The organism is Dyella sp. M7H15-1, assembly GCF_004114615.1.
GTDB lineage: Bacteria > Pseudomonadota > Gammaproteobacteria > Xanthomonadales > Rhodanobacteraceae > Dyella_B.
In genome coordinates this window covers 2,382,069-2,407,866 of sequence record NZ_CP035300.1, presented here as the reverse complement: position 1 = coordinate 2,407,866, position 25,798 = coordinate 2,382,069, and the positions used below count along the sequence as shown (strand labels likewise).

The following is a 25,798-nucleotide window of genomic DNA, read 5'->3' as shown; positions in this document are numbered from 1 at the left end:
ATGACGATTCCGTTCGGCGAGTTGTTCGGTGGTGTCTGGTTGCTGTGGCTGCTTTACTGGTGCGTGAGTGCGATGGGGGTGAAGCCGGCGGTGCGGGTCGAATCCGGCGCATCGCGTTTCGGCAAATACATGCTGCCCCTCATCATCGCAGTACTCTTGCTATGGGATGCACATGGCTGGTTGCGTGGAACCGTTCTTGATCAACGCTTCGTGCCAAATGAGCGATGGTGGGTGTGGTTGGGCTTTTTCCTCACCGTGGCTGGCCTGGCCTTCACTTGCTGGGCACGCGTGATCCTCGGCCGCAATTGGAGCGGGGTCGTGCAACTGAAACAAGATCACGAGCTGATCGTGCGCGGTCCGTACAGCATCGTGCGTCACCCGATCTATACCGGATTGTTGCTGGCTCTCCTGGGCAGCGCACTCGCTGTCGGTGAGTGGCGCGCTTTACTCGCCTTACTGATCGTGGGGGTTTCGTTTTGGCGCAAATTGCGGCTGGAAGAGCACTGGCTGTGCGAACTGTTTGGCGACCAGTATCGCGATTACATGGCGCGTGTGAAGGCGCTGATTCCCTGGGGGCTGTGACTTTGGATCAAGTCAGTGCTGGAGAATGAAGCTGGTCAGGACCTGCGAGAATTCCTGCGGCTTCTCCATTTGTGGCATGTGATTGCAGCCGTTGAGGATGCTGGTGCTAATGGCCGGTGCGTGGGTGAGGCCGGTGCGCAGGCTGTCCAGCGCGGAAACGTCGATGATCTTGTCATCACGGCACCACAGGCCCATGGTCGGCATGGTCAGCTTGTCCAGGCGATCCTGCAGGGAGGTGGTTTGCGATGGCTCGCGCAATTCGTTGAAGGTGTTTTCAAGAAAGCTGCGGTTCTTGATGTTTTCCTGTACGAACACGTCGATGAAGCGGCCAGGAATATGGGGCACATGCGCGAAGGCGAGCGCGATAGCGCGTTCGAAGCCCGCGCGATCGTCATAGATAAATGGATTCGTGCCCGCCATCGCCTCCTTGGTAAATGCGTTTTCCTTGAACTTCAAGCCGAACGAGTCGACCAGTGCAAGCTCGGCAACATCCTGCGGATGTTCGGCGGCGTACATGCCGGCAATGGCGCCACCCATCGAATGACCCACGATCAGCGAGTGCTGCAGGTGCAAGGTCTGCACGAAATCATTCAAGCGCGCGGCCTGGTTGTCGATGTTGTAGCTAGCACCGGGAATGTGTGAGGACTCGCCCCAGCCCGGCAGGTCCGGAATGATCACGTGGAAGTGCGCGGTCAGCATGGGTGCCACTTTAAGCCAGACTTCCTTGTTGGCGGCAAACCCATGCAGCAGGACGATGGTGGGGCCTTGGCCACCTTCGTAATACACCCACCGTGTGTCGCCCGCCTGCACCGAATGTTTTTCCAGTCCTGCGGCCAGCGCTTCGCGCATCGCATTGGCCTTGAGTAGCCAGCGTGGCGCAAACAGGTAGCTGCCGCCCAGAAGCACGATCAGCAGCGCGGTGATGATGCCGAGGAATTTCAGGCGGCGGATCAGCAGTCGCTGCCATAAGGGGCGGGTGTTGGTGTTTGCGGGTGTATTCATTTCCGTTGCTCGCGGTAGACGGTGTTCCGCACTCGGCCCGTGGGTGACTTGCCACGGTGAGAGGGCGGCGAACTATCCAGATGCATCAAGCTCGCCGATCCGTCGTCCCGGTCTTCGTCGGGACGACGGGAGGTTTTGCGCACACATGGTGCATGATGTTGCAGTCGTATTTATGGTTTGCCAGCTTGAGCTTTTGCAAACAACGCTTCAACCGCTTGCTGGGTAAGCGGGTGATAGCCGCTCTTCGCCTTGGCATACACCTGCTCGGCAAAGGCAAGGCCATCGGGCGTCTTCACCAGTGCAGTATAGATTGGCATGGTTAGGTACAGACGGCCAATGCGTGTCATATGTTCCTCTGCAGCCGGCCATACAGCCTTATCACCTGCATGGATCGCATGCACGTACCAGCGCATGCCGATTTCCGCATTCGGTGTGCCGGTGAGGTGCCATGCCGCATCGATCTGCTGCATCTTGGCGAGCGGTGGCGCATCCGGCAGGCCGTCGAGGAAGTACATCCATTCCTGCGTATTCCAGCCCTTGGCATCGAGCTTGTCCGCGGTCAACGTGCCTGTGAGGAAAGCGCTGCGTTCCTTGTCGATGGTGGCGAAGTTTGGCGAATCGGGCACGGGTGCATTTTTCGGAACGCCGGTGCCGTAGACCCAGTCCTGCACTTCGCTCCAACTCATCTTGCCGGGATATTTGTCGATCAGGTTCGGCTTCAGGAAGTCGAGCATCTGTTCGGTGGTGATGCTTCGGAAGGCAAAATGGTTGAAGTAGCTTTTTAGGTAATGGTCGAAAGTTTCCCGGTCGAAGCGCTGCTCAAGCGTGCGCAGGAACCAGGAGCCTTTGCTGTAGGCAACGTCGGAAAGCGTATCATCGGCACTGATGTTGCTCGGCTCTGGCGCCAGGCGCTGTGCATTCTCCGGTAGCGTTGGCAGCTCCTTCTGCAAGCTTTGGATGCTGAGTAGGTCTTCTTCATTGGCTTGGCGCTTGCCGTACAGTGCTTCGGTGATGCGGCCCTGCACGTAAGTGGTCACGCCTTCATTAAGCCAGATGTCGCGCCACGATGCGGCGGTGACCAGGTTGCCTGACCATGAGTGCGCCAGCTCGTGGGCGACCAGTGATACCAGGCTCTTGTCGCCTACCAACACGGTGGGTGTCGCGAAAGTCATGTTGGGATTTTCCATGCCGCCATATGGAAAGCTTGGCGGCAGCACCAGGATGTCATAGCGGCCCCAGCGGTACGGACCGTACAGCTTTTCCGCCGTCTGGATCATTTTCTCGGTGTCTTCAAACTCATGCGCCGCCTTGCCGACCACCGATGGTTCTGCGTAAACCGCCGAGCGTGGGCCGGTTTCCTTCACCGTGAGATCACCCGCCGCAATCGCCAGCAGGTAAGACGGAATGGGATGCGTCTGGGTGAAGACGAAGTCGCCGTTCAAGGGATGCTTCGGATCATTCGGTGCACTCATCGCTACGCGCGTATCAACAGGCGCCGTGACATGCGCGCCATAGGTGAAGCGAATCGCTGGCGAATCCTGCAGCGGCACCCAGGAGCGCGCATGGATGGATTCGGATTGCGAGAACATGAAAGGCTGCTTCTTGTCCGCCGTCTGCGCAGGCGGCAGCCATTGCAGGCCGCTGGCCCCCGGTGACGTTGTATAGGCAATGCGCACCTCGTGCGGATGCTGCGGCGTCTTGATAGTGAGCTTGCTGCCGAGCTGCTGGTCGCGTGGAGCTAATGCGTACTGCAATGATGCGGTCTTGCCGCTGGCATCGACCGACTCGACACGGGCGATGTTCAGGTCACGTGTGTCCAACACCAGATCAGTGGCCTTGGGATCTTTCCAGTCCAGCGTGAGCGTCGCCTGGCCATTCAATTGGCGCTGTGGGAAATCGATTTTCAGCTTCAGATCCAGATGAGTGACGCGCACCTCATCCGGTTGGGCATAGGAATAGGGATCGTTGGCACGGGCTGCCAGGGGCAGGACCAGTGCGCCAAGGGCCAGGGTGCGAAGCGGGAGCATCTGCGGCTTCCTGTGGGACTCAAGAGCGGCGAGTATGCCACTCCAGCCCGGTTCCCGGCCCATGGCGAAGGTTCGTTACGGCAACTCGCTGGCGCTGAAAGGGCTATTATTCCTATTCCCTAGGAATCTATTCGTGAACAGCTCCGAGCACCTCGACGGGCGCGCTTTGATTTATATCGGCATCGCCTTGATCACCTGGTCGTCGGCCTACGCCGCCATTGCCTACGCTCTGGCTTCATTTACGCCAGGCGAGGTGGCCTTGGCGCGGCTTGCCATCGGTTCGTTGTGTTTTGCTCTGCTGGTGTGGGTCAAGCGTGTGCCACTGCCGCAGCGCAGTGACTGGCTGCAGCTTACGGTATTGGGCGTACTCGGCCTGACGGTCTATCACCTGTGCCTCAACTACGCCGAAACGCGCATCGCCAGCGGCACGGCGTCCATCATCATTTCGCTGGTTCCCGCAGCCACCGCTACGCTTTCAGCATGGTGGATCGGCGAGCACCTCAGCCCGCGTCGCATGCTGGGACTGGGCGTGGCATTGCTTGGCGTGGTGCTGGTGGTGCTGGCTAGCGGCAAGCAGGTGACGTTCCAGCCCATGGTTGGGTTAGTGCTGATCAGTGTGATCGCGTCCGCTATCTTCTTCGTTGGACAGAAATCACTGTTTGCCCGTAACAACGTGATCGGGGTGACGGCGTTCGGATTCTTTGCAGGCACCTTGGGCACTGTGCCGTTCGGGCTGGGCCTGCCCCACGCACTTATGCTGGCGCCTTGGTCGCATAGTGCAGCGTTGCTGTGGCTGGGGATTGCACCCAGCTTCGTGGGTTATCTCACCTGGAATGCAGCACTGCGACGTGCTCCGGCCTCGCAGGTTTCCAGCTTCATTTACTTCTCGCCGCCGATTGCTGTTTTCATTGGCTGGGTATGGCTGAATGAACAGCCAGGCTGGCTCACCCTTGTCGGCGGGGTGATTACGGTGGGTGGCGTGGTGTTAGCCAATTCGCGGCGCGTATCGGTTACACCCATGGCGCCAGTGGCGTCCAAGCCGACTTGCGAACCATGAGTCATATCTCGGATGTTTGACAACCGTTGCACTTTTCGAGAGGAAAGTTGTGTGTGCAGAGCATCCCTAGAGCTTGTACGCCCGATGGATCGCCACGATCCCGTTGCTGAGGTTGCGCACTTCCACTCGGCCAAAGCCAGCCTGCTCCATCATGCCCTTGAGCGTTTCCTGATCCGGATGCTTGCGGATCGATTCGGCCAGGTACTGATAGCTATCCGCATCGCGGGCGAACAACCGCCCCAGCTTCGGCAATACCTGGAAGGAGTGAAAGTCGTAGAGCTTGCTGAAAAGCTCGCTCTGCACTTTGGAAAACTCCAGCACCAAGGCGCGGCCACCGGGCTTGAGCACGCGGCGGATATCCGCCAACGCCTTGTCCTTGTCGGTGACATTGCGCAGGCCAAAGGCCATGGTCACCGCATCGAAGCTGTTGTCGGAGAAGGGCAGCATCTCGGCGTTCAACTGCGCCCAGCGCAGGCCGGATACCATCCCGCGATCAGTTAGTCGGTCGCGCCCCACCGTCAGCATGGCGGCGTTGATATCACCCACCACCACATCGCCTTCCTCACCGACCATCGGCTTAATCAGCGCGGCGATATCACCGGTGCCACCCGCCAGATCCAGCGCCCGGTCGCCGCGGCGGATGCCGCTGATCGCCACAAAATGGCGCTTCCACAAGCGGTGGATGCCGAACGACATCAGGTCGTTCATCAGATCGTAATGGCGGGCAACCGAGGTAAACACCTGGCCGACAAGCTTTTGCTTTTCCGCTACAGGAACGTCGCGGAAACCGAAGTGGGTGGTGGGCTGTTCGCTCATGGCGCCATGGTACAGGATGACAGATGGGGATAAGTGGAGTGGAGCCGCTAGCGAGGACAATAGACTTCGACACCGTGCTTTCGACACCGTGCTTTTTACATGGTGAATGTCCGGCAAGATGTTGCGCAACATCCTGCCGGACCCCCGCTGCTAATCAGAAAAACTTCTGCTCGTATTTCAGATAAATCACGCGACCGATGTCGTACGTCGGGTTATAGGGATACTGACTGTAGCCATCGGTACCTGTCGGCCCCAGCGGGCCTGCCACACTGAATACGCCGGTATACGACAGCGGCGCCTTGCGATTGAATACGTCGGTAGCACCTAGAGCAATGCGGCCCTTCCATGGCGCATCCCAATTCACCTGCAGATCGTTGAAGGCCAGTGCGCCTTGGCGTTGCAGGCCGGTGGGCGAGTTGACCAGATCCGCATCAGGCATATTGCAGGGGAAGTATTCATTCAGCGCCACGTTGTTGGGATGGCACGATTCGGTCAGCGAGGAATAATAACGGATCGTCCACGTTGCGCCGAAGCTTCGGTAGCTCCAGTTGATATTGGTGGTATCGCGGAAGCGCCACACCGCACCCAGTACGGTGTCGTAACTACCCAGCGTGTTGGAGATAACGGGGCCGCCAGCGACCTGCTGTTCTTTCAGCGAATTGATGTACGTGGCATTGGTGTCGATCTTGAACTTGCCGACAGGTGTATCCGGGAACAAGTAGCTCGCGGTGAAGTCCTCGCCGCGTTCATCCAGGAAACCTTGATTGACCAAGGCTTGCAGCAGGTTGACGACCTGGCCTGCGGCGTTGCGTTGGAATTGTGCACATTGTTGCAGTTCACCCAGCAGGTAGCAGTTGTTGAGAATGCTGCTGGCTGTCGGCAGGGTAATCACGTTGTCGACACGGATACGGTAGAAGTCCGCAGTGATATTGAAGCCGCTGAACCAACTCGGGCTGTAGACGAGGCCTGCGGTATAGCTTTTCGATGTTTCGGGCCGCAGGGCGGCATTCGCACCCGTAAAGAACGGCGTGGCGCTGGTGCTGTTCGGGCCTGGGACAGGCACACCGGAGGCGGTGAGCTGCGTGAAGCCCGGGCCGACCGCAGGAATGCCGCCGAAGCCGGCGAGGCAGCGCGAGGCTACGGTCGAGTTGCCGGTAAGGCCGAAATTCACGTCGCAGGGGTCGGTGTAGGTGGTAAAGCTCTGCATCATACCGCCGTACAAATTGGCAATGGATGGCGCACGGAAGCCGGTGCCGTAGCTGCCGCGGATCAGCAGGTCATCGATCGGCTTGTACGAGATCTTGTACTGGTTGTTGTTGGTATCACCAAAATTGGTGTAATGCGAAAAGCGGTGTGCGATGTCGAAGTTCAGCAACTGCGCACCCGTCATGTCTTTCAATAGCGGAAAATTGACCTCGGCATAGGCCTCATTGATGCCATACGAACCACGGCCCGGGTTTTGCTGCAGATTCGTGTTCAGGCCTTCCTGCGTATAGAGGTCCGGCGTGGCGCCGCCGGAGATATCTCGGTGATCACCACCGAACGCGAACGTAGCATCACCAGAACCCAATGAATCAGGGAAGGTAAACATGTCGCCCGACAGGTTGGCGCTGAGATTGCGCGCTTCGCTGAAAGAATGTGTGCCAGCAAGAATGTTGAGGTAGTTGATCTGGTTCTGGGTGAGGCCGCCAGCGCCGGAAAACGGATTGATCGGCACGCAACCGGCAATCACGTTACCTGGCGTGCCGCACACCACCTGGCCATTGGGCTCCATGAACGATGGCCCGAGTCCTTGGTATACATGGACCAGATTGAGGTTGCCGTAACCGAAGCTATCCTGCACATAACGGTAGTCGCTATAACCGGCATCCCAGTTGAACAGGCGCTCGCCTATCGAGAAATCACCTTCCAACCCGACGCGGAAGCCGGCCTGCTTGACCTTGTTAGGAAGGGCGCGGTCGGGATAGAGCAGCGGCAAGGTGAATTGCAGATTGTTGCCGGGCAGCGGATTGTAATAGCTCTGCGAAGACAGCACCGGGAAATAGGTGGAAGGGAAGCTGCCTGCAGGCAGTCCCAGCGCCGCAGCAAGATTGTTGCCGTTGATCGGCGTGGCCGAACTCAACGGATAACCGCCGATCATCACATAGGAGTAGTTGGTGTTGTACGTGCCCGTGAAGTTGGCGGTAATGTGGTCGGTAAGCTTGTAGTCGCCTTTCAAGGTGTACGAACGCAAGCGGTTGTTCGGAATCAGCGTATTGAGAAACGCCGAGTTCAAGTAGTCATTGTTGAACGTCGGCGATGGGTAGATGATGCCGAACGTATCGGGATGGTAGTCGGCGATGTTCATGCCATTGCCACCGGCATTGACGATCAGCGGCGCCGGCGTGCCTGCGACCATCGAATTAGCTAGAGCGGGTATGTTTACCGGCTGACCGGTCGCTGGATTGAGTGCGCCGGTGATCTGGCCATAATCCGACGGGCCCACCGCTTGCGGGTAATTAGGGCCGAAAGTGAAGAAGCCATACCGGCTGTAAGCACGATCCGGTGCATTAAGCGCGTTCTGGTCCCGCATCGTGGCATTGAACACGAACGATCCGCGCGAGAACTTCTTGCCTGCGGTCAGGCTGAACTGTCCTGTGCGACCATCGCTTCCGGGTGAATAAACGCTGTTGTAGGTATCGATCTGTACACCATCGAAGTCTTTCTTCGTGATGATATTGATCACGCCGGAGATGGCATCGGAACCATAGATGGCCGAAGCACCGTCCTGCAAGATTTCGACGTGATCAATGATCGAGCTGGGCAGGGTGCTCAGGTCGGTCTGGCCGAAAATATCGGTGGTGTAGCGTTGTCCATCGACCAGGATCAGGGTACGCGGCGCGCCGAGGCCGCGAAGGCTGGCGTACTGGCCGATGATATTGCCCAGGGCACTCTGGTTGCTGGTACCCGACGAGCCAACGGAAGACACGTTTTGCAGAATCTGGCCAACCGTCACGAAGCCTTGCTGTTGCAACGCTTCATGTGAGAGTTCGGTCACGGGCTGTGCCGTTTCCACATCCACATTGCGAATCAGCGAACCGGTAACGGTTACGCCTTGCAGCGTCACCGTTTTGTTCGACGGTGGCGGCGGTGGTGTGGCTGTTGATGGTGGGGTGGTCTGGGACGGCGTTGCCGTTGTCTGATCGGCGGGGCTTTGCTGAGTAGACGTAGATGTCTGTGCTACAGCTACGGTCGTTGTCAGTACACAACTGCCCCATATCAATGCCGCACGGATCGCAAGCGCGATTTTTTGATGCTGTATGTTCAAGGTCGTACTCCCCAGTCATACTGTGTGATTACAGCGTGGCTTGACTTCCTACCCTTGGTAGCGCCCCTGTGGCACTGCGCTGTGTAGCGTGGGTGTACGCAATGCGTGAAGGACATATTAACGCCGCGCCGAGTATAAAGTGACGCTTGGTCATGAAAATGTGTGCATCGCGTTGCGGGATGTCACGCGACATGTCTATTAACCAGACATGGAGATAATGTGTGACACATAATTTATACGCGTCAGGTATGTGGGCTTGTGCGCGACGAATTTGCTCATTCCTGTGCGTAATCAGTCGCTTGCAAAGGTGATGGCCGGCGGTGTAAATAATGCATTCGACGTGTGCGTGCTACACGTCGATGCGCGCGCGGTTGGATAATGGGTTTGACGTCGAAAAATTCGGTAACAATTAATTAATTACGCATTCATGCGCGGGATTCTTTAAATCGGTTGAATTTGTAATGTGCCTTGCGTACTCAATCTACCCAAGTTAATGCATAGCCACCTTCAACATGCCTTGTACCCTGCCGGTTTATGCGGTTTGGGTCGCTCTCGCGACGTCGACTTATCCGGTCGATGCACAAAAGTTCGTCGTGCCATAAGGCCGAGCACGTCATGGAGCCGGTTACCAATGTGAAAGCTCGCCCTGAAAATTCGTCGTGACAAGACCAGTCGCTTTCACCTCGAGGATGAAAACGCGACAATGGGCGGCTTTCGCGGATGCCCTTCCCCGGTAACACCAGGCGGCCGCGACCCTCATTGATACGTCGTAGCCACAGAGGCCCATGCAGACCATGTCACAAACGCCGAAGATCATTTACACGCTGACCGATGAGGCGCCGTATCTCGCCACGCACTCCCTGCTGCCGATCATCGATGCCTATACGCGCACCGCGGGGATCACTGTCGAGACGCGCGATATCTCCCTTGCTGGCCGCATCTTGGCGCAGTTTCCGGATATCCTTAAAGACCACCAGAGGGTCTCCGACGACCTGACCGAACTGGGTGAGCTGGCTACCACGCCGGACGCCAACATCATCAAGCTGCCCAACATCAGTGCCTCGATGCCGCAGCTCAAAGCCGCCATCAAGGAATTGCAGGGCCAAGGTTATGCCTTGCCGGACTATCCGGAAGAACCCAAGGGCGTCAGCGACTGGAATGTGCGTGCGCGCTACGACAAGGTGAAGGGCAGTGCGGTGAACCCGGTGCTACGCGAAGGCAACTCCGACCGTCGCGCGCCGCCATCCGTGAAGAACTACGCACGCAAGCATCCGCATAAGATGGGTATATGGAGCGCCGACTCCAAAACTCACGTAGCGCATATGTCCGGCGGCGATTTCTACGGTAGCGAGAAATCCATCGTGGTTGAGCAGCCCACGGCCGCCAAGATCGAATGGTTTGACAAGGATGGCAGCAGTACCGTGCTAAAGGAAAAGATCAGCCTTACCGCTGGTGAAATCATCGACGCCGCCGTGATGAGCAAGCGGGCGCTGGCCAGTTTCATCGACGCGCAGATCGACGATGCCAAGCAGCAGGGTGTGCTGTTTTCGCTGCATCTTAAGGCCACCATGATGAAGGTCTCCGATCCGATCATGTTCGGCAACGTGGTCACCGAGTTCTACAAGGATGTGCTGACCAAGCATGCCGACACGCTCAAGGGCATCGGTTTCAATCCGAACAATGGCATGGGTGATCTGTATGCGCGTATCGGTTCACTGCCGGACGATAAGCAGGCCGAGATCAAGGCCGATGTGGACGCCGAATACGCCAAGCGCCCCGCGCTGGCCATGGTCAATTCCGACAAGGGCATCACCAACCTGCATGTGCCCAGCGACGTGATCATCGATGCCTCCATGCCGGCGATGATTCGCGACTCCGGCAAAATGTGGAACACCGAAGGCAGGCTGCAGGACACCAAGGCGGTGATTCCGGATCGCTGCTACGCAGGCGTTTACCAGACCGTGATCGAAGACTGCAAAGCGCACGGCGCCTACGATCCGTCCAGCATGGGCAGTGTGCCCAATGTCGGCCTGATGGCGCAGGCTGCCGAAGAATACGGCTCGCACGACAAGACTTTCCAGATCGCCGGCGATGGCGTGGTGCGCGTTACCGATGCCAGCGGCAACGTGTTGCTGGAACAGAGCGTGGAGGCCGGTGACATCTGGCGCATGTGCCAGACCAAGGATGCCCCGGTGCAGGATTGGGTGAAGCTGGCCGTGACCCGTGCTCGCCTGAGCAACACGCCGGCCGTGTTCTGGCTCGACAAGGACCGTGCGCACGACGCGCAGATCATCGCGAAGGTCGAGCGCTACCTGAAGGATCACGATCTCAGTGGTCTGGACATCCGCACGTTGTCGCCGGTGGCTGCCACCCAGTTTTCGCTGGAGCGCATCCGCAAGGGCCAGGACACCATCTCCGTCACCGGCAACGTACTGCGCGACTACCTCACCGACCTGTTCCCGATCATGGAACTGGGCACCAGTGCCAAGATGCTCTCCATCGTGCCGCTGATGGCGGGCGGTGGCCTGTTCGAAACCGGTGCTGGCGGCTCCGCGCCCAAGCACGTGCAGCAGTTCCTGGAAGAGAATTGCTTGCGCTGGGATTCGTTGGGTGAGTTCCTGGCGCTGGCCGCTTCGCTTGAACACTTGGCGAACCGCTACGACAACGCTACGGCGCGAGTGCTGGCCAAAACGCTGGACCAGGCCAACGGCAGGTTCCTCGACAACAACAAATCACCCGCGCGCAAGGTTGGTGAACTGGATAACCGCGGCAGCCACTTTTACCTCGCCATGTATTGGGCGCAAGCTCTGGCTGAGCAGCATGACGATGCGGCGCTGAAGGCCAAGTTCGCCCCGTTGGCCAAGGTGTTGACCGAAAACGAAGCCAAGATCGTTGGTGAGCTCAACGGCGCGCAAGGCAGGCCCAACGACATCCACGGCTACTACCACCCGGATGTGACGCGGGTGAGCAAGGCGATGCGGCCCAGCGAAACCTTCAATGCGGCGCTGGCTGCGTTGTAAGCAGGATGGTTGTGCAACAAGAAAGGCCCCTGTTCGGGGCCCTTTTTGCGGGGAATGATCCAGCCGGAACCCTATGCTTTCCACCGGGTCAGTTAGAATCTGCCGATTATCGCGGCGACCTTATCTCTGTCATCCAGGAACCATTACGCATGCGCATTTTTGCTGGTTTGCTCATCGTTTTCCTGGTGACGCCTGCATGGACGCAAACGGTTCCGGGCGTTTCAGGCGCCGCTCCAACATCATCCAGTGCCAATGCGCCTTTGCTGCAAGCGATAACCGTCACGGGCGTACAGCCAGGTCCGGGCTTGTGGAAAGTGAGCAAGGGCGATCACGTGATGTGGGTGCTCGGAATTCTCACGCCGCTTCCCAGGAATATGCAATGGCACTCGGCGGAAGTGGAGCAGACCCTTGCTCAGTCGCAAGCTGTGCTGGAGCAGCCTGCCGCCAAATTGAGTGTGGATGTAGGTTTTTTCGGCAAGCTCGCCCTGCTTCCTTCCGCTTACAGCGCGCGCAAAAATCCCGGTGGCGCAAGCCTTGAGCAAATACTTCCCGCGGATATGTATGCGCGTTGGGAGGTGCTCAAGCAGCAGTATTTCGGCAACGATCGCGGTGTCGAGTACTGGCGTCCGATCATGGTCGCGTTGAAGCTTTACCGCCGGGCGCTGGATAAGGCAGGGTTGACCAGCAATAACTATGTCAGCTCTGCCGTGCTCAAGATGGCCGATCAGCATGGTGTCAAACGCATACCGGTGGAATACAAAGTGGTAATCGAGCACCCGCGTGATGCATTGAACGCCATCAAGCAGACCCACCTGCACGATATCAGTTGCTTCAATCAAACCTTGACCCTAGTGCAGGATGGCATGGGCGGGCTAACCGAACGGGCCAACGCGTGGTCAACCGGGGATATCCAAGCCCTGCAAGGCTTTGCTTTGGGCGATCGCCACGAATCCTGCGTGATGGCAGTGATCAATGCCGACTTTGCCCAGCAACTTGGCGTGCAGGATTTGCCTCAGCGTATGGAGCTGGCATGGCTGAATGCCGCGCAAGAAGCCATGGCGCATAACACCCAGACCTTCGCCCTGCTGTCGATGGAGGATGTGCTGTCTCCGAATGGTTATCTCGCCTATCTGAAAGCTAAGGGCTATACGGTGCAAGCCCCTGACGAGCAGACCCCATGAATCCTTACAGATACCGATAATCCTGTCCTTACTACAGTCGCCTCGGGGTGTATGGATTCACTCGATAATGGATGGATCAAGAGACAACTAACGCAACGACGACTATGACGGCCTTCGTCACCGCCACACCCAGTGTCTAGAAACCAGCACTGACATCGTTAAGGGCGGATATTTCGCTTGCTGCGAGTGACACCGATGCGGCACCTAGCAACTCGTGCAACTGTTCCACGCGGGTAGCGCTGGCAATAGGTGCGGTAATGCCGGGGCGGGCCGTCAGCCACGCCAGGGCGATTTGCGAGGGCGTTGCCTTATGCGCGGCGGCGATCTCGTCCAGCACGGCAAGGACTTTCATGCCTTGCGGGGTGAGGTATTTCTTTACTGCGCTACCACGCGCGCTGCTCTTGTAAAGATCTGCCTCGCTGCGGTACTTGCCGCTGAGGAAGCCGCTGGCCAGGGCGTAGTAGTTGATCACGCCGATGTTCTCCCGGCGGATCAGCGGTTCCAGTTCCTGCTCGTAACTGGCACGGCTGACCAGGTTGTATTCCGGCTGCAGGCTTTCATAGCGCGGCAGGTTGTGTTCTTTCGAAATCTGGAGTGCGTCGGCGAGTCGATCGGCATGATAGTTCGACGCGCCAATCGCGCGGACCTTGCCTTGCTCGATCAACCCGCCAAAGGCGCCCAGCGTTTCGCTCAGCGGCACGCTGGCATCGTCCTCATGCGCTTGGTACAGGTCGATATGATCGGTCTGCAGGCGCTGGAGCGAACCTTCGATGGCCTGGTTGATATTCATCGGCGACAGGCCACGATGCTCGACCCATTTGGCGACCTTGGTGGCGACGATCACCTTGTCGCGCTTGCCGCTGCGCTTGAGCCACTTGCCGATGATGGTTTCCGATTCGCCGCCACGATTGCCGGGCGCCCACGCGGCATAGACGTCGGCGGTATCGATCAGGTTGAAGCCGGCATCAACGAAGGCATCGAGCAGATCGAAGGAGCGTTGTTCGTCCGCGCTCCAACCGAACACGTTGCCGCCGAAGGCAAGGGGGGCGATGGACAGGCCGGAATGGCCCAGTTGGCGTCGTTGCATGGAGAAATCCTCGGATGACGTGATGGCAGGAAGACATGCCGATGACGAATGGTCGGCTACTTGGCATAAAATACGGATGGCTGGCCTTTGTCTATCGGCCCTACATCTCATTCGTGGCATTTATAAGGATTTCCTATGCCGAGTACCGCTATCCTCGTCGACGGCGCTTTTTTCCTTGCACGCTATCGCAAGGTCTGGGGTGATCGAGACGCCAATGACGCGCGCACCGTTGCCAAGACCGTTTTCGGTATGGCCCTGGAGCATCTGAAGGTGCTGGATCGGCCGCGCGAGGCGCTGTATCGCATTTTCTTCTACGACTGCCCACCTCTGGAAAAGGTGCTGGTGAAGCCGATCAGCGGCGAAAACATGGATTTCTCGCGCACGGCTGCCGCGAGTTTCCGGCGCGACCTGCACGATCAGCTACGTCGTCAGCGCAAGATGGCGCTGCGATTGGGGCGGCTGGCCGATCGCGGCGAGTGGAAGCTCAAGTACCAGGCCTATCAGCAATTGCGCGATGAGACTCTGTTTTGGGAGGAACTAGGCGACGAACACTTCGAGCCAGATATGCGCCAGACCCAGGTGGACATGAAGATCGGTATCGATATCGCTGCACTGGCTTACAAAAAGCAAGTGGACCAGATCATCCTGGTGGCCGGCGACGCCGACTTCATTCCGGCAGCCAAGCTGGCGCGCTACGAAGGCATCGATTTCATCCTCGACCCGATGTGGCAAGGTATTGCGCCGGATCTGCACGAACACATCGACGGCTTGCAGTCGGTTTGCCCGCGCCCGTTTTGAGGCAACACATTTCGCCGGGTGCGGCGGCAGTGTTTTTCGAATTCGGCCGCCTGATCGGCGGCCATCGATAGCGCTTGCTGTTTCATGAGTCGCGCGCGGATGAGGCATGGCCTATGTTGCCACTTGTTGGAACTCTTTCGGCATTGCCTTAATAAATATTCCATCAAGGCTTAACGCTATGTTTGCCTGGCATGCAGTAAGAAATACAACCTAAATTGCATCGCCCCATGCCAGATCGGGAGCTACCCCGGTCAATAACTATCCATCAGCGCGGACCCGAGCACGATCGCAAGCACAAGCATCGTGTTCCACCGACGCCAGGCTGTTGTGAATGAGCGGTTCTTGCATGGAGCAGTGACAAGGCTTCAGGTGAAGAAAGCGGTGTGTCGTAAGGGGCGACCGCCGTCATGTGGTGTGCATCGCGCCACGAACGATTGGCCATCCAACCACCTATAACGAGCCCCCGAATCGGCTCGCGGGGTGATGTTGTCACCAATACCATCGCAAGTTTACCCCTGTGGGAGGGTACGGTTTATGAAACGTCATGCTTTGGTTCAACCGCGCTGGCTCGCGCTGTGTGTGATGAATGCGTTGTGTCTGGGCGTAGCGCCGCTCGCGCTGGCCCAATCCACCCCGCCGGTGCCCTACACCTTAACCTGGATTCCGAATCTGACCGGCACCAGTGCCGGTTCGGCCGCCGGCGTGAACAACGCCGTCCAAGCCATCGGCAGTCTGCGCAACGCCTCTGGCACCTATGCCGCCTTCCTGTTCAACAATGGTGCCCCCGCACCGCTCGAACTGACGCCCTTATCGGGCACGCTCTCCAGCGTGGCGGCGGGGATCAACAGCGCCAGCACCGCGGTGGGCACGCGCACGTTATCCGTCGCGGTGTCACGCAAGTCGTCTTGCACGATCACGCATGCGTTTGTCTATACCAGCCAGATGGTGGACATAGGCACGTTGAACAACAGTCAGTCGTGCAATCGCAGTGCCGGCTTTGCCATCAATAGCCAAGGACAAGTGGTCGGCTCGAGTTCGACGGGCACTAATGTGCATCCGTTTTTGATCAGCGCACCGTACACCCCCGGCACCATGCAAGACCTCGGCACCCTCAATGGCCCCTCCGGATTACTGAGCCAAGCATCGGCCTTTGGCATCAATAGCAGCGGACAAGTGGTCGGTACCAGCCTGGCCGGCGGTACGAAAACCCCAGCCGCGCACGCGTTCCTGACCTCCGCCCCGTATGCCGCGGCGAATATGCAGGATTTAGGCGCCTTGGGCAGCGGCAGTGTGGCGGTGGCGTACGGCGTCAACGACAGCGGCGCGGTGGTGGGCGTCAGTGCCTTGAAGGGTTTGCAGGGATCGCACGCGTTTCTCACCGTATCGCCGTATGGCGCCACCCAGCGACAGGATTTGTATACGCTCGCCGGCCAGGCCGTGACGGTATCCAGTACCGCGTATGCGATCAACAATGCCAACCAGATTGTCGGCGCCAGCTCCTGGAGTACCAGCAACCCGAATGCGCAGCATGCGTTTGTGTACCAGAACGGCGCGATGACGGACCTTAACACGCTGATGCCCGCGAGCCAGCTCAACGGTGGTGTCTTGACCACCGCTTACGCGATCGATAACAACGGCGATATCAGCGGGACCGGCACGCTCGCCAACGGGGTGACGGAAGGGTTTATCGCCGCACCGTTTGAAATCACCAGCATCAGTCCCAACAGTGGCGCAGCCAATACCAGCAATCTCCCCGCTGTCACCCTGACCGGCGATGGCTTTGTCGGGGCGACCAGCGTGAACGTGACCCTGGGTAGCAGCAGCACGTCGGTCACCAACTTCAGCGTGAGCAACAACGGCACCCAGATCAGCTTCGTCCCGCCGGCGGAGCCGGCCGGTAGCTATGCCGTGACGGTGTCCAATGCATCAGTCACCACCAACGCGGTGACGTACACATATGTGATGCCCACGCCCCTCGAGCAGGTGCTCTATGCGTTTAAGGGCGCCCCCAACGATGGCGTCGCCCCTTATGGCGGACTGATCCAAGACGCGAGCGGCAATCTGTATGGCACGACTTATGACGGCGGTGACAAGAACGATGGCACGGTGTTTGAACTCACTCCCAACGGCTCGGGGGGGTATACGGAAACTTTGCTCTATCAGTTCCAAGGGGGAAATGATGGCGCTAATCCTGCTGCAGGAGTCATCCAAGACGCGAGCGGCAATCTCTATGGCACCACATACCGAGGTGGTGCCGGTAACAACAGCGGCACGGTGTTCAAACTCGCTCCCAATCTCTCTGGCGGGTACACGGAAAGCGTGATCTATACGTTTTCGTACGTCGGCAACGCTGGTGCCTTCCCTTATGGCGGACTGATCCAAGACGCGAGCGGCAATGGCAATCTGTATGGCACGGCTAGTGTCGGTGGTGACAGTGGCGATGGCGCCGGTACGGTTTTCAAACTCGCTCCCAATGGCTCTGGCGGGTACACGGAAAGCACGCTCTATACGTTTTTGATACTCGATGGCAGCGGCCCACGCGGAACACTCCTCCAAGACACGAGTGGCAATCTTTATGGCACCACATCCCTAGGTGGTGACCTTGGCACTAACTCTGGCACGGTTTTCAAACTCGCTCCCAATGGCTTGGGCGGGTACACGGAAAGCGTGCTCTATTCGTTTACGGGAAGCAGCGATGGAAGCTCCCCCGCAGCGGGAGTCATCCAGGATACGAGTGGCAATCTCTATGGCACTACACTCTCAGGTGGTGCTAGTAATAATGGTACTGTGTTCAAACTTGCCCTCAATGGCTCAGGAGGGTACACGGAAAGCGTACTCCATGCGTTTACGGGAGGACGCGATGGCAATCAGCCCCTAGCGGGACTCCTCCAAGACGAGAGCGGCAATCTCTATGGCACTACATACACAGGTGGTGCTAGTAACGTAGGCACGGTGTTCAAACTCGCTCCCAATGGTTCGGGCGGGTATACGGAAAACGTGCTCTATGCGTTTATGGGAGGGAACGATGGCGCTCTGCCCTATGCGGGAGTCATCCAAGACACGAGTGGCAATCTTTATGGCACGACAATTAATGGTGGCGTCGAACAACAAGGCACGGTCTTTAAGATCACGCCCTAAAGCCGTTTGGGCTAAGGCACCGCCTTACCCGGTTGGGCGCACGACTGAAGAGGCATCCCTTTTCCATTCGGAGAGAGGGATGCCTCATTGTTATATCACCACCGGCAAAGCCGATGGCTTACCTCCATACTGAGTTACTGCTTGAGCGGAGAGGTTAGCGCTGCACGTGGCGGTGCCGTGGACGGAACAGGCTGCGTGCGCAAAGGCGCCAGCGATTCGAAGCCGTTTTGATAATCGTCCGTAATCTGCTTGGCATCGTCGCTATTGGTGATCACACGCGGCGTGATCAGCACGATCAACTCGGTGCGGCTCTTGTTCCGGCCCGTTGAGCCGAACAACTTGCCCAGTAGGGGAATATCGCTCAAGACCGGCACGCCACTGTTGGTATCCGTATTGGTTTGCTGGATCAATCCACCTAGCAGCACCGTCTGCCCATTCTGCACACCTAGCTGAGTGGCGACTTGGCGCTGAATAATCGTGTAGTTACCTTGCGCATTCTGCGCCCCAAGATCGCTGACTTGCTGATCGATGTTGAGATAAATCAGCCCACCTGGATTCACGCGCGGCTGCACATCGAGAATGATGCCGGTGGGAAGATATGCCACCTGGCCTACGGTGGTCGCCGTGGTGCTGGTTCCCAGGCCGGTGTAATAGGTCTGGTTGACGGGAATCTGATTGCCCACCTGGATGTGCGCCACCTGGTTGTTGAGTACAACCAGCGAAGGCGCCGACAGCGTCTTGGTACTGCCGTTGCTTTCCAGCGCATTGAGGGCAACCTGGAATTTTCCATTCGAACTCAGGAAAGAATAGAAAAATGGTTGCCCGCTGTACGTATTGGTCGAATTGCTGCCACTTCCGCCACCAAGGCCAATCATGCGGTGTGCCTCCGGATTGCCCGGGGTATAGGTGCCATTATTGGAAGTGGTGCGAGCCAATCCTTGTAAATACCACTGCACGCCGTATTGAAGATCACCGATCAGATCCACCTCGAAAACCCGCGTCTCGATTTGCACTTGCAACGGAGGCACATCGAGTTGCTTGATGGCGCCGAGAATTTCCTGCCACTGGGCGGGCCGCGCGCGCACCAGCAACTGATTATTGGCATCCACCGAACTGATGCGGACGCTGCCATCCTTCGAACTGTAGCCTTGATCCTGATTGTTATTGCTGGACAGGCCACCATTCATGCCAACCCCGCTGACACCGGTGCTGCCACCAATGCCACCCGTGCCGCCTGCGGACGAAGTGCTGCCCAATCCGCCGGTCGACGAGGTCGATGTCGACGGGAACGAGCCCGTCGTACCGGAACTGCCACCGAGCCCGCTGGACAATCCGCCGGTGGTGGAACTACCGAAACTGCCCGCGGTGCTGCCCATGCCACTGGCGGAACCACTGGCATTGTTGCCAACGCCCAACGTGGTGGAGCCACCTGCACCGGGCGCAACGGCGCCACCTCGATCATTGCTGCTAGCGCCAGCATTGTCGGTGTAAATCTGCGCCAGATAGTGCGCCAAGTCCGACGCATTGACGTTGCGGACATCGTAGACGTATAGCTGCGGTTCGTTACCGCCACCCAGATCGATCTTGGCGATCCAATTGCCGACTTCACCGAGGTAATTCGGCTGTGTGCTGATGACCACCAGTGCATTGGTACGCTTGATCGGGATGAAGCGCAGCATGCCTGCCAAGGGGGTATCGCCCTTGGGACCAAACATGCCGTCGAGCTGCGGCATCAGGTCCTCAATCGTTGCGTGCTGCAGATTGAACACACCTACCGACATGCCGCGCAGCCAATCCACGTCGAACGTGCGCACGGTGCGACTGTAGTTTTCCAGTTCATCGGGCGTACCTGCCACCACGATGACATTGCGCGCGTTATCCGCCAGCAGAATCGAATCCGGCCGTGCAAACGGCTTCAGCAATTTCTGCATCTGATCGGCGGCGATGTAATGCAGCGGGAACAACCGCGCCTGCAAACCGCCGGCGGGCGCCACTGCACCTAGACTCGGCGCGACGTTGCCTTGTACGGCATCTTTGTCTGGCATGACCACATAGCGGCCATTAGTCTTGACCAGTGCGTTATGCGTCCAGGAAAGCAGCGTTTCCAGGATCGGCATAGCCTGATTACGGTCCACCGGTTCGGAGGTGGAGAAAGAGATGTTGCCTTGCACACCCGGAACAATGGTGTAGTTTTGTTGCAGCAGATCACCCAGGATCGCCTTAACGACGGCTTGTACGGGCTGGTTTTCGAAATTGAAGGTGACCGCATTGCTGCCTGTTGCAGCGGGCCTGGGCTTGGATAGCTCGGTGGGCCTGACGAACTGTCCGGTACCCGTCGAGATGCTGGCGACGGAAGGGGCCGGCGTGGCGTTACTGAGGTTTTCGTTCAGTGCCTGCGGTCGTGGCGCCGGCTTTTCGGTCCCGGCAACGGCTTCGCGTTCCAGTGAAAGATTGGGTTTGGCCCGCGGGTGATTGGAAGCACAGCCGCTTAGGAAGACTGCCAGCGCGATCGCGCCTGTCTGCAATCCGTTGCGTAGGTAAAGGTGCATACGCGTGTGTGACATGAATTAATGTTCTCCCTGAGCGTTTTCGGCTTGCTCGGCACGCTGCTTAAGAATGGCAGCCCTGAGTTTTTGCAATCGTTGAGCTTGCGGGTCGTTCGGCAGCATAGGTCCGCCTGGTGGCGGTGGCGTGGCGTGGTTTTGCACTTGCATGCCAGACGGCCCGCTCATCGATATCGCATGGGGTGGAGCGGGGTTCGATTCGAGCTGATCTATAGGTGCACCCGCCGGCAACTTTAGTTCCGTCCGTCCGCTGGGCGATGCAAAAACCGCCGAACGTGGCAGCACTTTGATCAGCTCCCAGGACGTACCCGGTACATTGGCGCCTTCCTTCACACGCACTTCCTGCCCGTCATTGGCCTTGTTGTTATTTTGGTTATTATTTTGATTGTTATTTTGGTTGTTGTTCTGCGCGGGGCTAAGCAGGGCCATGTGCAGGGTGGAGGTGAGAATCACGCCGGTAAGTTGCAGGTCACCCAGGCTCACCCCACCGGCTTCGCCGCCACTGCTCACAAACGGCTTGCGATCGTTGCTGAATAGCGGGTGCTCCCACACTTGCGTGAAGCTTTGCAAGGCCGGTGGTGTGGGCAAGGCCGCGTTATGTATGGCAGGCAGTGGTGGCGTGACACGTGGTGGATCCCATCGCACGCCGCGCCCCACGCCAAACAGCAGGGCCAGCAACATGATGCCGAGGACGGCGGCAGCCACGGCAAAAACCGGAGTAAGACGGCGCTGGGCGGCGGCGTTCATATCAGTTGCCCCCTCCTTGCGCCTGGTTTGATGTATCCGGATTGGAACTGTTAGCTTCCGCCGTCTGCGCGGCGGCATGGAGATATCCGGCGAGTGTGAACTGTACTTCCAGCGGCGCGACACTTGTCTTCTGCATGCTGAGAAGAGGATTACGGTAAACGCTGAAATCCTGCACGAACAAATACGGCTTGCCTTTCTCCAGCGTGTATAGCAAACCGATTAGCGGCTGCATATCACAATGCAGGCTGATGCTTACCACTACTTTTCGATAGGGATCAGTGGGCGCCATTGCCGGATTGGATACCGGCATTTTCTGGGTCACCTCGCAACTGCCTTCCAGTGCATGGGCGGCAGCATCATCGACCACGCGCTGCATCAATCCCGCCGTAGCGGCATTGGGATCCGTTTCGGGCAGGAAGGTGCTGCTGTCGGCCTGATCATGTCCCAGTTCGGCCAGGCGTTTTTGCAATTGCGGCTTCTCGGCGATCGCTGCAGCGTAGCGGCTTTGGGTGTCGCGCAAGTCATTCATCTGGCTGTCGATATCGCGTAACGGCGCCACAAACCACCAGTGCAAGAGCACGAAATAGGCCAGCAGCGCGAGCAGTACCAGCAGCCCGATGGCTGCGATGCGGCTTTCCAGCGGCTTCATCGGCCTAAGTTTCATCGCGCGGCTCCCGCACTACTGCCGGATGAAGCCGGCTTGGCGCTGCCGGGACTGCGCAATTGCGCATCCATGTAGAAACGTTCCTTGTTGGTAGCCGGATCGCGCTGGATCACGCCCTGGAAATTGGCGCCGGTCAGCAACTTGCTGCCTTGCAAAACATCGATCAGCGATGCCGCTTTGGCACTTTGCCCCTGCATGCCAACGCGCCCGCTGGAATCCACCGTAAAGCGTTCCAGCCAGGTGTCATCGGGAATGCGTGCGGTCAGATCCTGCAGCACATCCACGACTGCGACGGATTCGGTTTTGCGGCGGGCCAGAAAGCCTGACGCGTTCACACTGTTTTCCAGTTGCTTGCGCAGCTCGGCCACCTTTTGCGCGTCCGCATGCATGTCATCAACCTGCGCCTGCATGGTCGCCAGGGCGTCCGTACGGTTGTGCAACCATTGACCCAGGCACAGCAACAGCAATAACGCCGCGCTACCTACCAACGCGACATTCAGGCGGCGGCGCGGATTACGATGCACGCGCTCCATCTCCGGCGGCAACAGATTCACGCCGAGCCGCTTGTCGCCGTCGTAAAGGTCTACCGCATCCATGGCAATGCCTGCGTGACGCAAGTGGTCAAGCTTGGTGTCCACCACCGCACGTGGTGTCGCGATCAATTCTGCGGCCATGCGGCCTGTCGGTGCTGATCCCGGCAATTCGCGCAGGTCGTAGTACACCTGATCAACACGGAATGGCGTCTGCCGGTCCATTTCGAAGGCGCCTATCTGGCGCAGGTTGTCGCGCGCGGCCTCCGGCAACAACAGGTAGCGGCGCAACACCGACTCATGCGGCAGGCACAAGGCAAGCCGCAGGTCCTGGCGATCCACGCCGGCCACCGCCACGTTGAGCATGGCCTGCTGCTCGGCGGCGTCCAGTGTATCGCTCCACAATGCGGTGGTCTGCGGCTCGCCGCTACGCAGGACGTGCCACTGCCCGTCTTCGTGACGCAGCAGGCACCACACGTTGCCGCCGCTAAAAAACGCCTGCCAGCGCACCGGCAGCAAAGCGCGCAATTCACCACCCCACCAGGCCATGAAACCTGGCAAGGGTGATCCGCGCCATGCGCGGCGTGCGCGTTCAAGTTGCGGTCGCAGTGTCTGCGTAACCGAATTCACTCGCCGTCTCCCTCTTGCCAGCGCAATACCGCAAAAGCTTGCGAACCGGGCCGAAATCCTTGCAGACGTACTGTGGCGCGCAATACCGCCCGCGTTCCATCGGCAAGCACAGCCTCTGAGCGAATACTATGCGTGATGCCATTGTTGACGACTAGCCCTGTTCCCGCATTGGCGGCAGCATTGCCCGGGCGCGCGGCGATAATGGCTGCCGCATGTTGCAGATCCATGCCAGGCGGAATGGAGGCTAGCGCAAGTAGCGGTGCGGTATTCGGATCCGGACTGGTGCGCCCTGACCAGATGGTGACGTAGGGCGCGACGGCTCCGTACAAATCTGGATTCATGCCCAACACCATCTGCAGTTCCTCCACGCTGGCGAACGGACCGTTGCGTGGACCGTAATCGCGACCGGCCGCCGTGTAGACTGCGGCACGCTGCGCGGCCTGTTGCTGCCCCATGGGGAAACTGCGCCAGTCGATAATGGCCTGCACAATCGCCGCGGCATGCTGTGGATCGACGCCGACATTGCGGAACAGGTTGGTAAGCACGTCCGGCGTGGCTGCATTGAGGTCCACCTTGCCGCTTTCGGAGATGATGGATACCCCGACCTTCGCATCCTCGAAGGCAAACGGATAAATCCGGCCGTCCGCCACCCAGCGATCCTGGAGGTTCGGAGCCTGCAATGCGTAGATGGCACGCATGATGCCTGCTTCGGCAGCGTAATGAGCGCGCGTCTGCTGGAACTGGTAGCTGGCCTGCAAGCTTTCCGTGTGCGCGAGCACGGCATAGCCGCCAAGCAGGATGGCGAGCAAGGTGCAGGCCCACATCACTAGCAGCAGCGCGACGCCGCGCTGGGTAGCGTGGGACCCGGGACTTGGGACCCGGGACTCGAAGCCACCGTGTGACGCTTGTGACGCTGCGTATCGAACGTTGAAGCGTGACACGGCACGCAAAGCGGTTTGCTTGCCGCCGACCGCCTTTCCCGAGTCTTGTGTCCCGAGTCCCAAGTCCCAACTCTTCATGGCCCAACTCCGGGACCACGCAAGCCACGCAACAAGTTACCCGGGCCTTGCGATGCAGCAGCATTCCCACGCAGTGGTGCACTGAGTTGCGGCCATTCGCGACCGTTCTGAAGCGCCAGCTTGATGGTGACGACGTTCGGCATGTTGCCCATGTATTTCCAATCACTCTGCCAATCCATCGGCTGGCCTTGTTGATTCAAGCCACGGTAGGAGAAGCCACCATCGATCACGCCATCGACCAGCACTTGTGGCGCACCCAGTGGTTTGGGCTTGCTGCCATCCGGTGGCAGCAGCACCAGGCTCGCCACCAATTGCTTGCCCTTGTCGCCGGCGGAAACCAGTTTCACGTCTACAAGCTGCGGCCCGAGCTGGCCAAGATAGCCGGGTAATGGCGCAACGAAGCGCATCTCGTTGCTGCTGCCGATGAAGTAGATATTATTGCCGTTCTCGTCGCGCGCGATGGCTTGTGTCATTGCCTGCTCTAGCTCGCGGCGCAGAAACATCTGCGCAGAACGCACATCGTCGAGCTGTTCGATTTTTTTTGTGCCCGCCTTGACCGTGTGCGTGGCCGAGCGCACGCCGGAATAGACACCCAGCAACAGCAGCGACAGCAGCGCGAGCGCAGCAAGAACTTCCAGCAAGGTGAAGCCGGCTGCGCGCTTCATAGCGAAGGTGTTGCACTGCTGGGGTTGCCGATGCGCAGCGTGCTGAAATGCGCCTTGCGCTCGAACGGTGCTGAACCCCACATCACATCCAGGTCAAGCCGATACATCTGGAGGGCGTTGGCTTGGGTTGCAAGGCTGACGCCCGGCGCTGTCCACGGCGTAACTTGCAGGCGCCAGCGATAACGATTGTCGAACTTCCCTTCGGTGACGCCGGGCTGCATGGGGTCCAGTGCAAAGCGCGTATCTAGCAGCGAACGCGCCCATAATGCTGCCTGCGTGTGTTCGGAAGCATTTTCCGAAAGGCGGATCGAACCACCCGCCACTTCCATCAGCGCACCGAAGGTGATGGCCAGCAACATAATGGCGGCGATCACTTCAAGCAGGCTGAATCCACGTGCGGGGCGAGCCGAGGCTTTCATGAGTGCTCGGCCGTGTCGAACAAGGTAATCGCACCGGTCAGCCATGACACATTGACGTGCCATTCGCGCTGACCGCTGCGGATGGTGATGCGCCCCCCGGTGGAGCTGCCATCGGGGAAAAAGCGGATGCGCGCGACATCACCGTTGCTCTGGTCGCTGGTCGCGCTGGTGACTGACAGCTGCAATCCTTTGGGCAAACGCACATCGCGCTTGTCAGCTCCGCGATAGGTATCGTCGCGCGTGTTGAGCTGAAAGATGCGCTGCTGACCATGCACGATCGCTTGCGTACGAGTAGCGCGCAATGCGGCAGCAAGCTCGCCGGCTGCCGCGTTGATGCGTGCACTCGCCAGGCCATGCGCCACGGATATCGACACTGCCGCCGCGGCGATGCCGATCAGGATGATGACGGCAAGCATTTCCAGCAGGGTGAAGCCCTGCTGGCGGGAATCGGGAATCGGGAATCGGGAATCGCAAGCGCCATACGGCATCTCGGGGCGGTATTGCCCGATCCGCAAGTGCTTTGCTTGCCACGATTCACGATTCAC

The 25,798-nt window shown here is 58.7% G+C and carries 19 protein-coding genes; 6 read left to right on the top strand and 13 right to left on the bottom strand.

What is annotated here, in order from left to right; genetic code table 11:
• A complete protein-coding gene (locus EO087_RS11150; protein WP_128898927.1) occupies positions 1-582 on the top strand; it encodes an isoprenylcysteine carboxylmethyltransferase family protein in 582 nt (193 codons plus the stop codon).
• Between the two features lie 12 nt (positions 583-594).
• Here the strand turns inward: EO087_RS11150 and EO087_RS11145 are convergent, their stop codons facing one another.
• On the bottom strand, positions 595-1,584 hold the full coding sequence (locus EO087_RS11145) for an alpha/beta fold hydrolase (RefSeq protein WP_240669030.1): 990 nt from the start codon (positions 1,582-1,584) through the stop codon (positions 595-597).
• Positions 1,585-1,754: 170 nt separating this feature from the next.
• Positions 1,755-3,611 carry a M1 family metallopeptidase gene (locus tag EO087_RS11140; RefSeq protein WP_128898926.1) on the bottom strand — a complete coding sequence of 619 codons (1,857 nt, stop codon included), beginning with the start codon at positions 3,609-3,611 and terminating at the stop codon, positions 1,755-1,757.
• Positions 3,612-3,744: 133 nt separating this feature from the next.
• Here EO087_RS11140 and EO087_RS11135 point away from each other — a divergent pair, with 133 nt between their 5' ends.
• Complete coding sequence (locus EO087_RS11135) at positions 3,745-4,668, top strand: DMT family transporter (protein ID WP_128898925.1); 924 nt, start codon at positions 3,745-3,747, stop codon at positions 4,666-4,668.
• 66 nt (positions 4,669-4,734) lie between these two features.
• On the opposite strand, the gene ubiE is transcribed toward EO087_RS11135, so the two are convergent.
• On the bottom strand, positions 4,735-5,484 hold the full coding sequence (ubiE, locus tag EO087_RS11130; protein WP_128898924.1) for a bifunctional demethylmenaquinone methyltransferase/2-methoxy-6-polyprenyl-1,4-benzoquinol methylase UbiE: 750 nt from the start codon (positions 5,482-5,484) through the stop codon (positions 4,735-4,737).
• A 154-nt stretch (positions 5,485-5,638) separates the two neighbouring features.
• Positions 5,639-8,791, bottom strand: a complete 3,153-nt coding sequence (locus tag EO087_RS11125) for a TonB-dependent receptor (RefSeq protein WP_128898923.1) — start codon at positions 8,789-8,791, stop codon at positions 5,639-5,641.
• 794 nt (positions 8,792-9,585) lie between these two features.
• Between EO087_RS11125 and EO087_RS11120 the strand changes: the two genes are divergently transcribed.
• Both EO087_RS11120 and EO087_RS11115 read left to right on the top strand, forming a co-directional pair.
• Complete coding sequence (locus EO087_RS11120; RefSeq protein WP_128898922.1) at positions 9,586-11,811, top strand: NADP-dependent isocitrate dehydrogenase; 2,226 nt, start codon at positions 9,586-9,588, stop codon at positions 11,809-11,811.
• Between the two features lie 149 nt (positions 11,812-11,960).
• Entirely contained in the window at positions 11,961-12,992 is a 1,032-nt protein-coding gene (locus EO087_RS11115; RefSeq protein ID WP_128898921.1) for a TraB/GumN family protein, read from the top strand.
• 136 nt (positions 12,993-13,128) lie between these two features.
• Here the strand turns inward: EO087_RS11115 and EO087_RS11110 are convergent, their stop codons facing one another.
• Positions 13,129-14,079 carry an aldo/keto reductase gene (locus EO087_RS11110; protein ID WP_128898920.1) on the bottom strand — a complete coding sequence of 317 codons (951 nt, stop codon included), beginning with the start codon at positions 14,077-14,079 and terminating at the stop codon, positions 13,129-13,131.
• A gap of 135 nt (positions 14,080-14,214) precedes the next feature.
• Here EO087_RS11110 and EO087_RS11105 point away from each other — a divergent pair, with 135 nt between their 5' ends.
• Together EO087_RS11105 and EO087_RS11100 are read left to right on the top strand one after the other, a co-directional pair.
• A complete protein-coding gene (locus EO087_RS11105) occupies positions 14,215-14,877 on the top strand; it encodes an NYN domain-containing protein (RefSeq protein WP_128898919.1) in 663 nt (220 codons plus the stop codon).
• Positions 14,878-15,411: 534 nt separating this feature from the next.
• On the top strand, positions 15,412-18,015 hold the full coding sequence (locus EO087_RS11100) for a choice-of-anchor tandem repeat GloVer-containing protein (RefSeq protein ID WP_164931824.1): 2,604 nt from the start codon (positions 15,412-15,414) through the stop codon (positions 18,013-18,015).
• 134 nt (positions 18,016-18,149) lie between these two features.
• On the opposite strand, the gene gspD is transcribed toward EO087_RS11100, so the two are convergent.
• The 8 genes from gspD to EO087_RS11060 are packed head-to-tail and all read right to left on the bottom strand — an operon-like array spanning position 18,150 to position 25,798.
• Positions 18,150-20,579 (bottom strand): type II secretion system secretin GspD, encoded by a 2,430-nt coding sequence (gene gspD / locus EO087_RS11095; protein WP_240669029.1) that lies wholly within the window; start codon positions 20,577-20,579, stop codon positions 18,150-18,152.
• Between the two features lie 3 nt (positions 20,580-20,582).
• On the bottom strand, positions 20,583-21,326 hold the full coding sequence (locus EO087_RS11090; protein ID WP_128898917.1) for a general secretion pathway protein GspN: 744 nt from the start codon (positions 21,324-21,326) through the stop codon (positions 20,583-20,585).
• A 1-nt stretch (position 21,327) separates the two neighbouring features.
• Positions 21,328-21,990: a type II secretion system protein GspM gene (gene gspM, locus EO087_RS11085; RefSeq protein ID WP_128898916.1), complete on the bottom strand. Its 663-nt coding sequence runs from the start codon at positions 21,988-21,990 to the stop codon at positions 21,328-21,330.
• Positions 21,987-23,150 (bottom strand): PilN domain-containing protein, encoded by a 1,164-nt coding sequence (locus tag EO087_RS11080; RefSeq protein ID WP_128898915.1) that lies wholly within the window; start codon positions 23,148-23,150, stop codon positions 21,987-21,989. The genes gspM and EO087_RS11080 overlap by 4 nt, the downstream gene beginning before the upstream one ends.
• Positions 23,147-24,169: a type II secretion system protein GspK gene (locus EO087_RS11075; RefSeq protein ID WP_343132883.1), complete on the bottom strand. Its 1,023-nt coding sequence runs from the start codon at positions 24,167-24,169 to the stop codon at positions 23,147-23,149. Before EO087_RS11075 ends, EO087_RS11080 begins: the two co-directional genes overlap by 4 nt.
• A complete protein-coding gene (locus EO087_RS11070; RefSeq protein ID WP_128898914.1) occupies positions 24,166-24,834 on the bottom strand; it encodes a prepilin-type N-terminal cleavage/methylation domain-containing protein in 669 nt (222 codons plus the stop codon). Before EO087_RS11070 ends, EO087_RS11075 begins: the two co-directional genes overlap by 4 nt.
• On the bottom strand, positions 24,831-25,253 hold the full coding sequence (locus EO087_RS11065; RefSeq protein WP_128898913.1) for a prepilin-type N-terminal cleavage/methylation domain-containing protein: 423 nt from the start codon (positions 25,251-25,253) through the stop codon (positions 24,831-24,833). The genes EO087_RS11070 and EO087_RS11065 overlap by 4 nt, the downstream gene beginning before the upstream one ends.
• Positions 25,250-25,798, bottom strand: coding sequence for a GspH/FimT family protein (locus EO087_RS11060; RefSeq protein ID WP_343132881.1), 549 nt, complete (start codon positions 25,796-25,798; stop codon positions 25,250-25,252). The genes EO087_RS11065 and EO087_RS11060 overlap by 4 nt, the downstream gene beginning before the upstream one ends.

Excerpts from the sequence above, each read along its gene's own strand:
- EO087_RS11070 (WP_128898914.1), bottom strand. The coding sequence starts at position 24,834 with ATGAAGCGCGCAGCCGGCTTCACCTTGCTGGAAGTTCTTGCTGCGCTC.
- EO087_RS11090 (WP_128898917.1), bottom strand. The coding sequence starts at position 21,326 with ATGAACGCCGCCGCCCAGCGCCGTCTTACTCCGGTTTTTGCCGTGGCT.
- EO087_RS11115 (WP_128898921.1), top strand. The coding sequence starts at position 11,961 with ATGCGCATTTTTGCTGGTTTGCTCATCGTTTTCCTGGTGACGCCTGCA.
- ubiE (WP_128898924.1), bottom strand. The coding sequence starts at position 5,484 with ATGAGCGAACAGCCCACCACCCACTTCGGTTTCCGCGACGTTCCTGTA.
- EO087_RS11075 (WP_343132883.1), bottom strand. The coding sequence starts at position 24,169 with ATGAAGAGTTGGGACTTGGGACTCGGGACACAAGACTCGGGAAAGGCG.
- EO087_RS11150 (WP_128898927.1), top strand. The coding sequence starts at position 1 with ATGACGATTCCGTTCGGCGAGTTGTTCGGTGGTGTCTGGTTGCTGTGG.
- EO087_RS11140 (WP_128898926.1), bottom strand. The coding sequence starts at position 3,611 with ATGCTCCCGCTTCGCACCCTGGCCCTTGGCGCACTGGTCCTGCCCCTG.
- EO087_RS11145 (WP_240669030.1), bottom strand. The coding sequence starts at position 1,584 with ATGAATACACCCGCAAACACCAACACCCGCCCCTTATGGCAGCGACTG.
- EO087_RS11100 (WP_164931824.1), top strand. The coding sequence starts at position 15,412 with ATGAAACGTCATGCTTTGGTTCAACCGCGCTGGCTCGCGCTGTGTGTG.
- EO087_RS11110 (WP_128898920.1), bottom strand. The coding sequence starts at position 14,079 with ATGCAACGACGCCAACTGGGCCATTCCGGCCTGTCCATCGCCCCCCTT.
- EO087_RS11065 (WP_128898913.1), bottom strand. The coding sequence starts at position 25,253 with ATGAAAGCCTCGGCTCGCCCCGCACGTGGATTCAGCCTGCTTGAAGTG.
- EO087_RS11120 (WP_128898922.1), top strand. The coding sequence starts at position 9,586 with ATGTCACAAACGCCGAAGATCATTTACACGCTGACCGATGAGGCGCCG.
- gspD (WP_240669029.1), bottom strand. The coding sequence starts at position 20,579 with ATGTCACACACGCGTATGCACCTTTACCTACGCAACGGATTGCAGACA.
- EO087_RS11105 (WP_128898919.1), top strand. The coding sequence starts at position 14,215 with ATGCCGAGTACCGCTATCCTCGTCGACGGCGCTTTTTTCCTTGCACGC.
- gspM (WP_128898916.1), bottom strand. The coding sequence starts at position 21,990 with ATGAAACTTAGGCCGATGAAGCCGCTGGAAAGCCGCATCGCAGCCATC.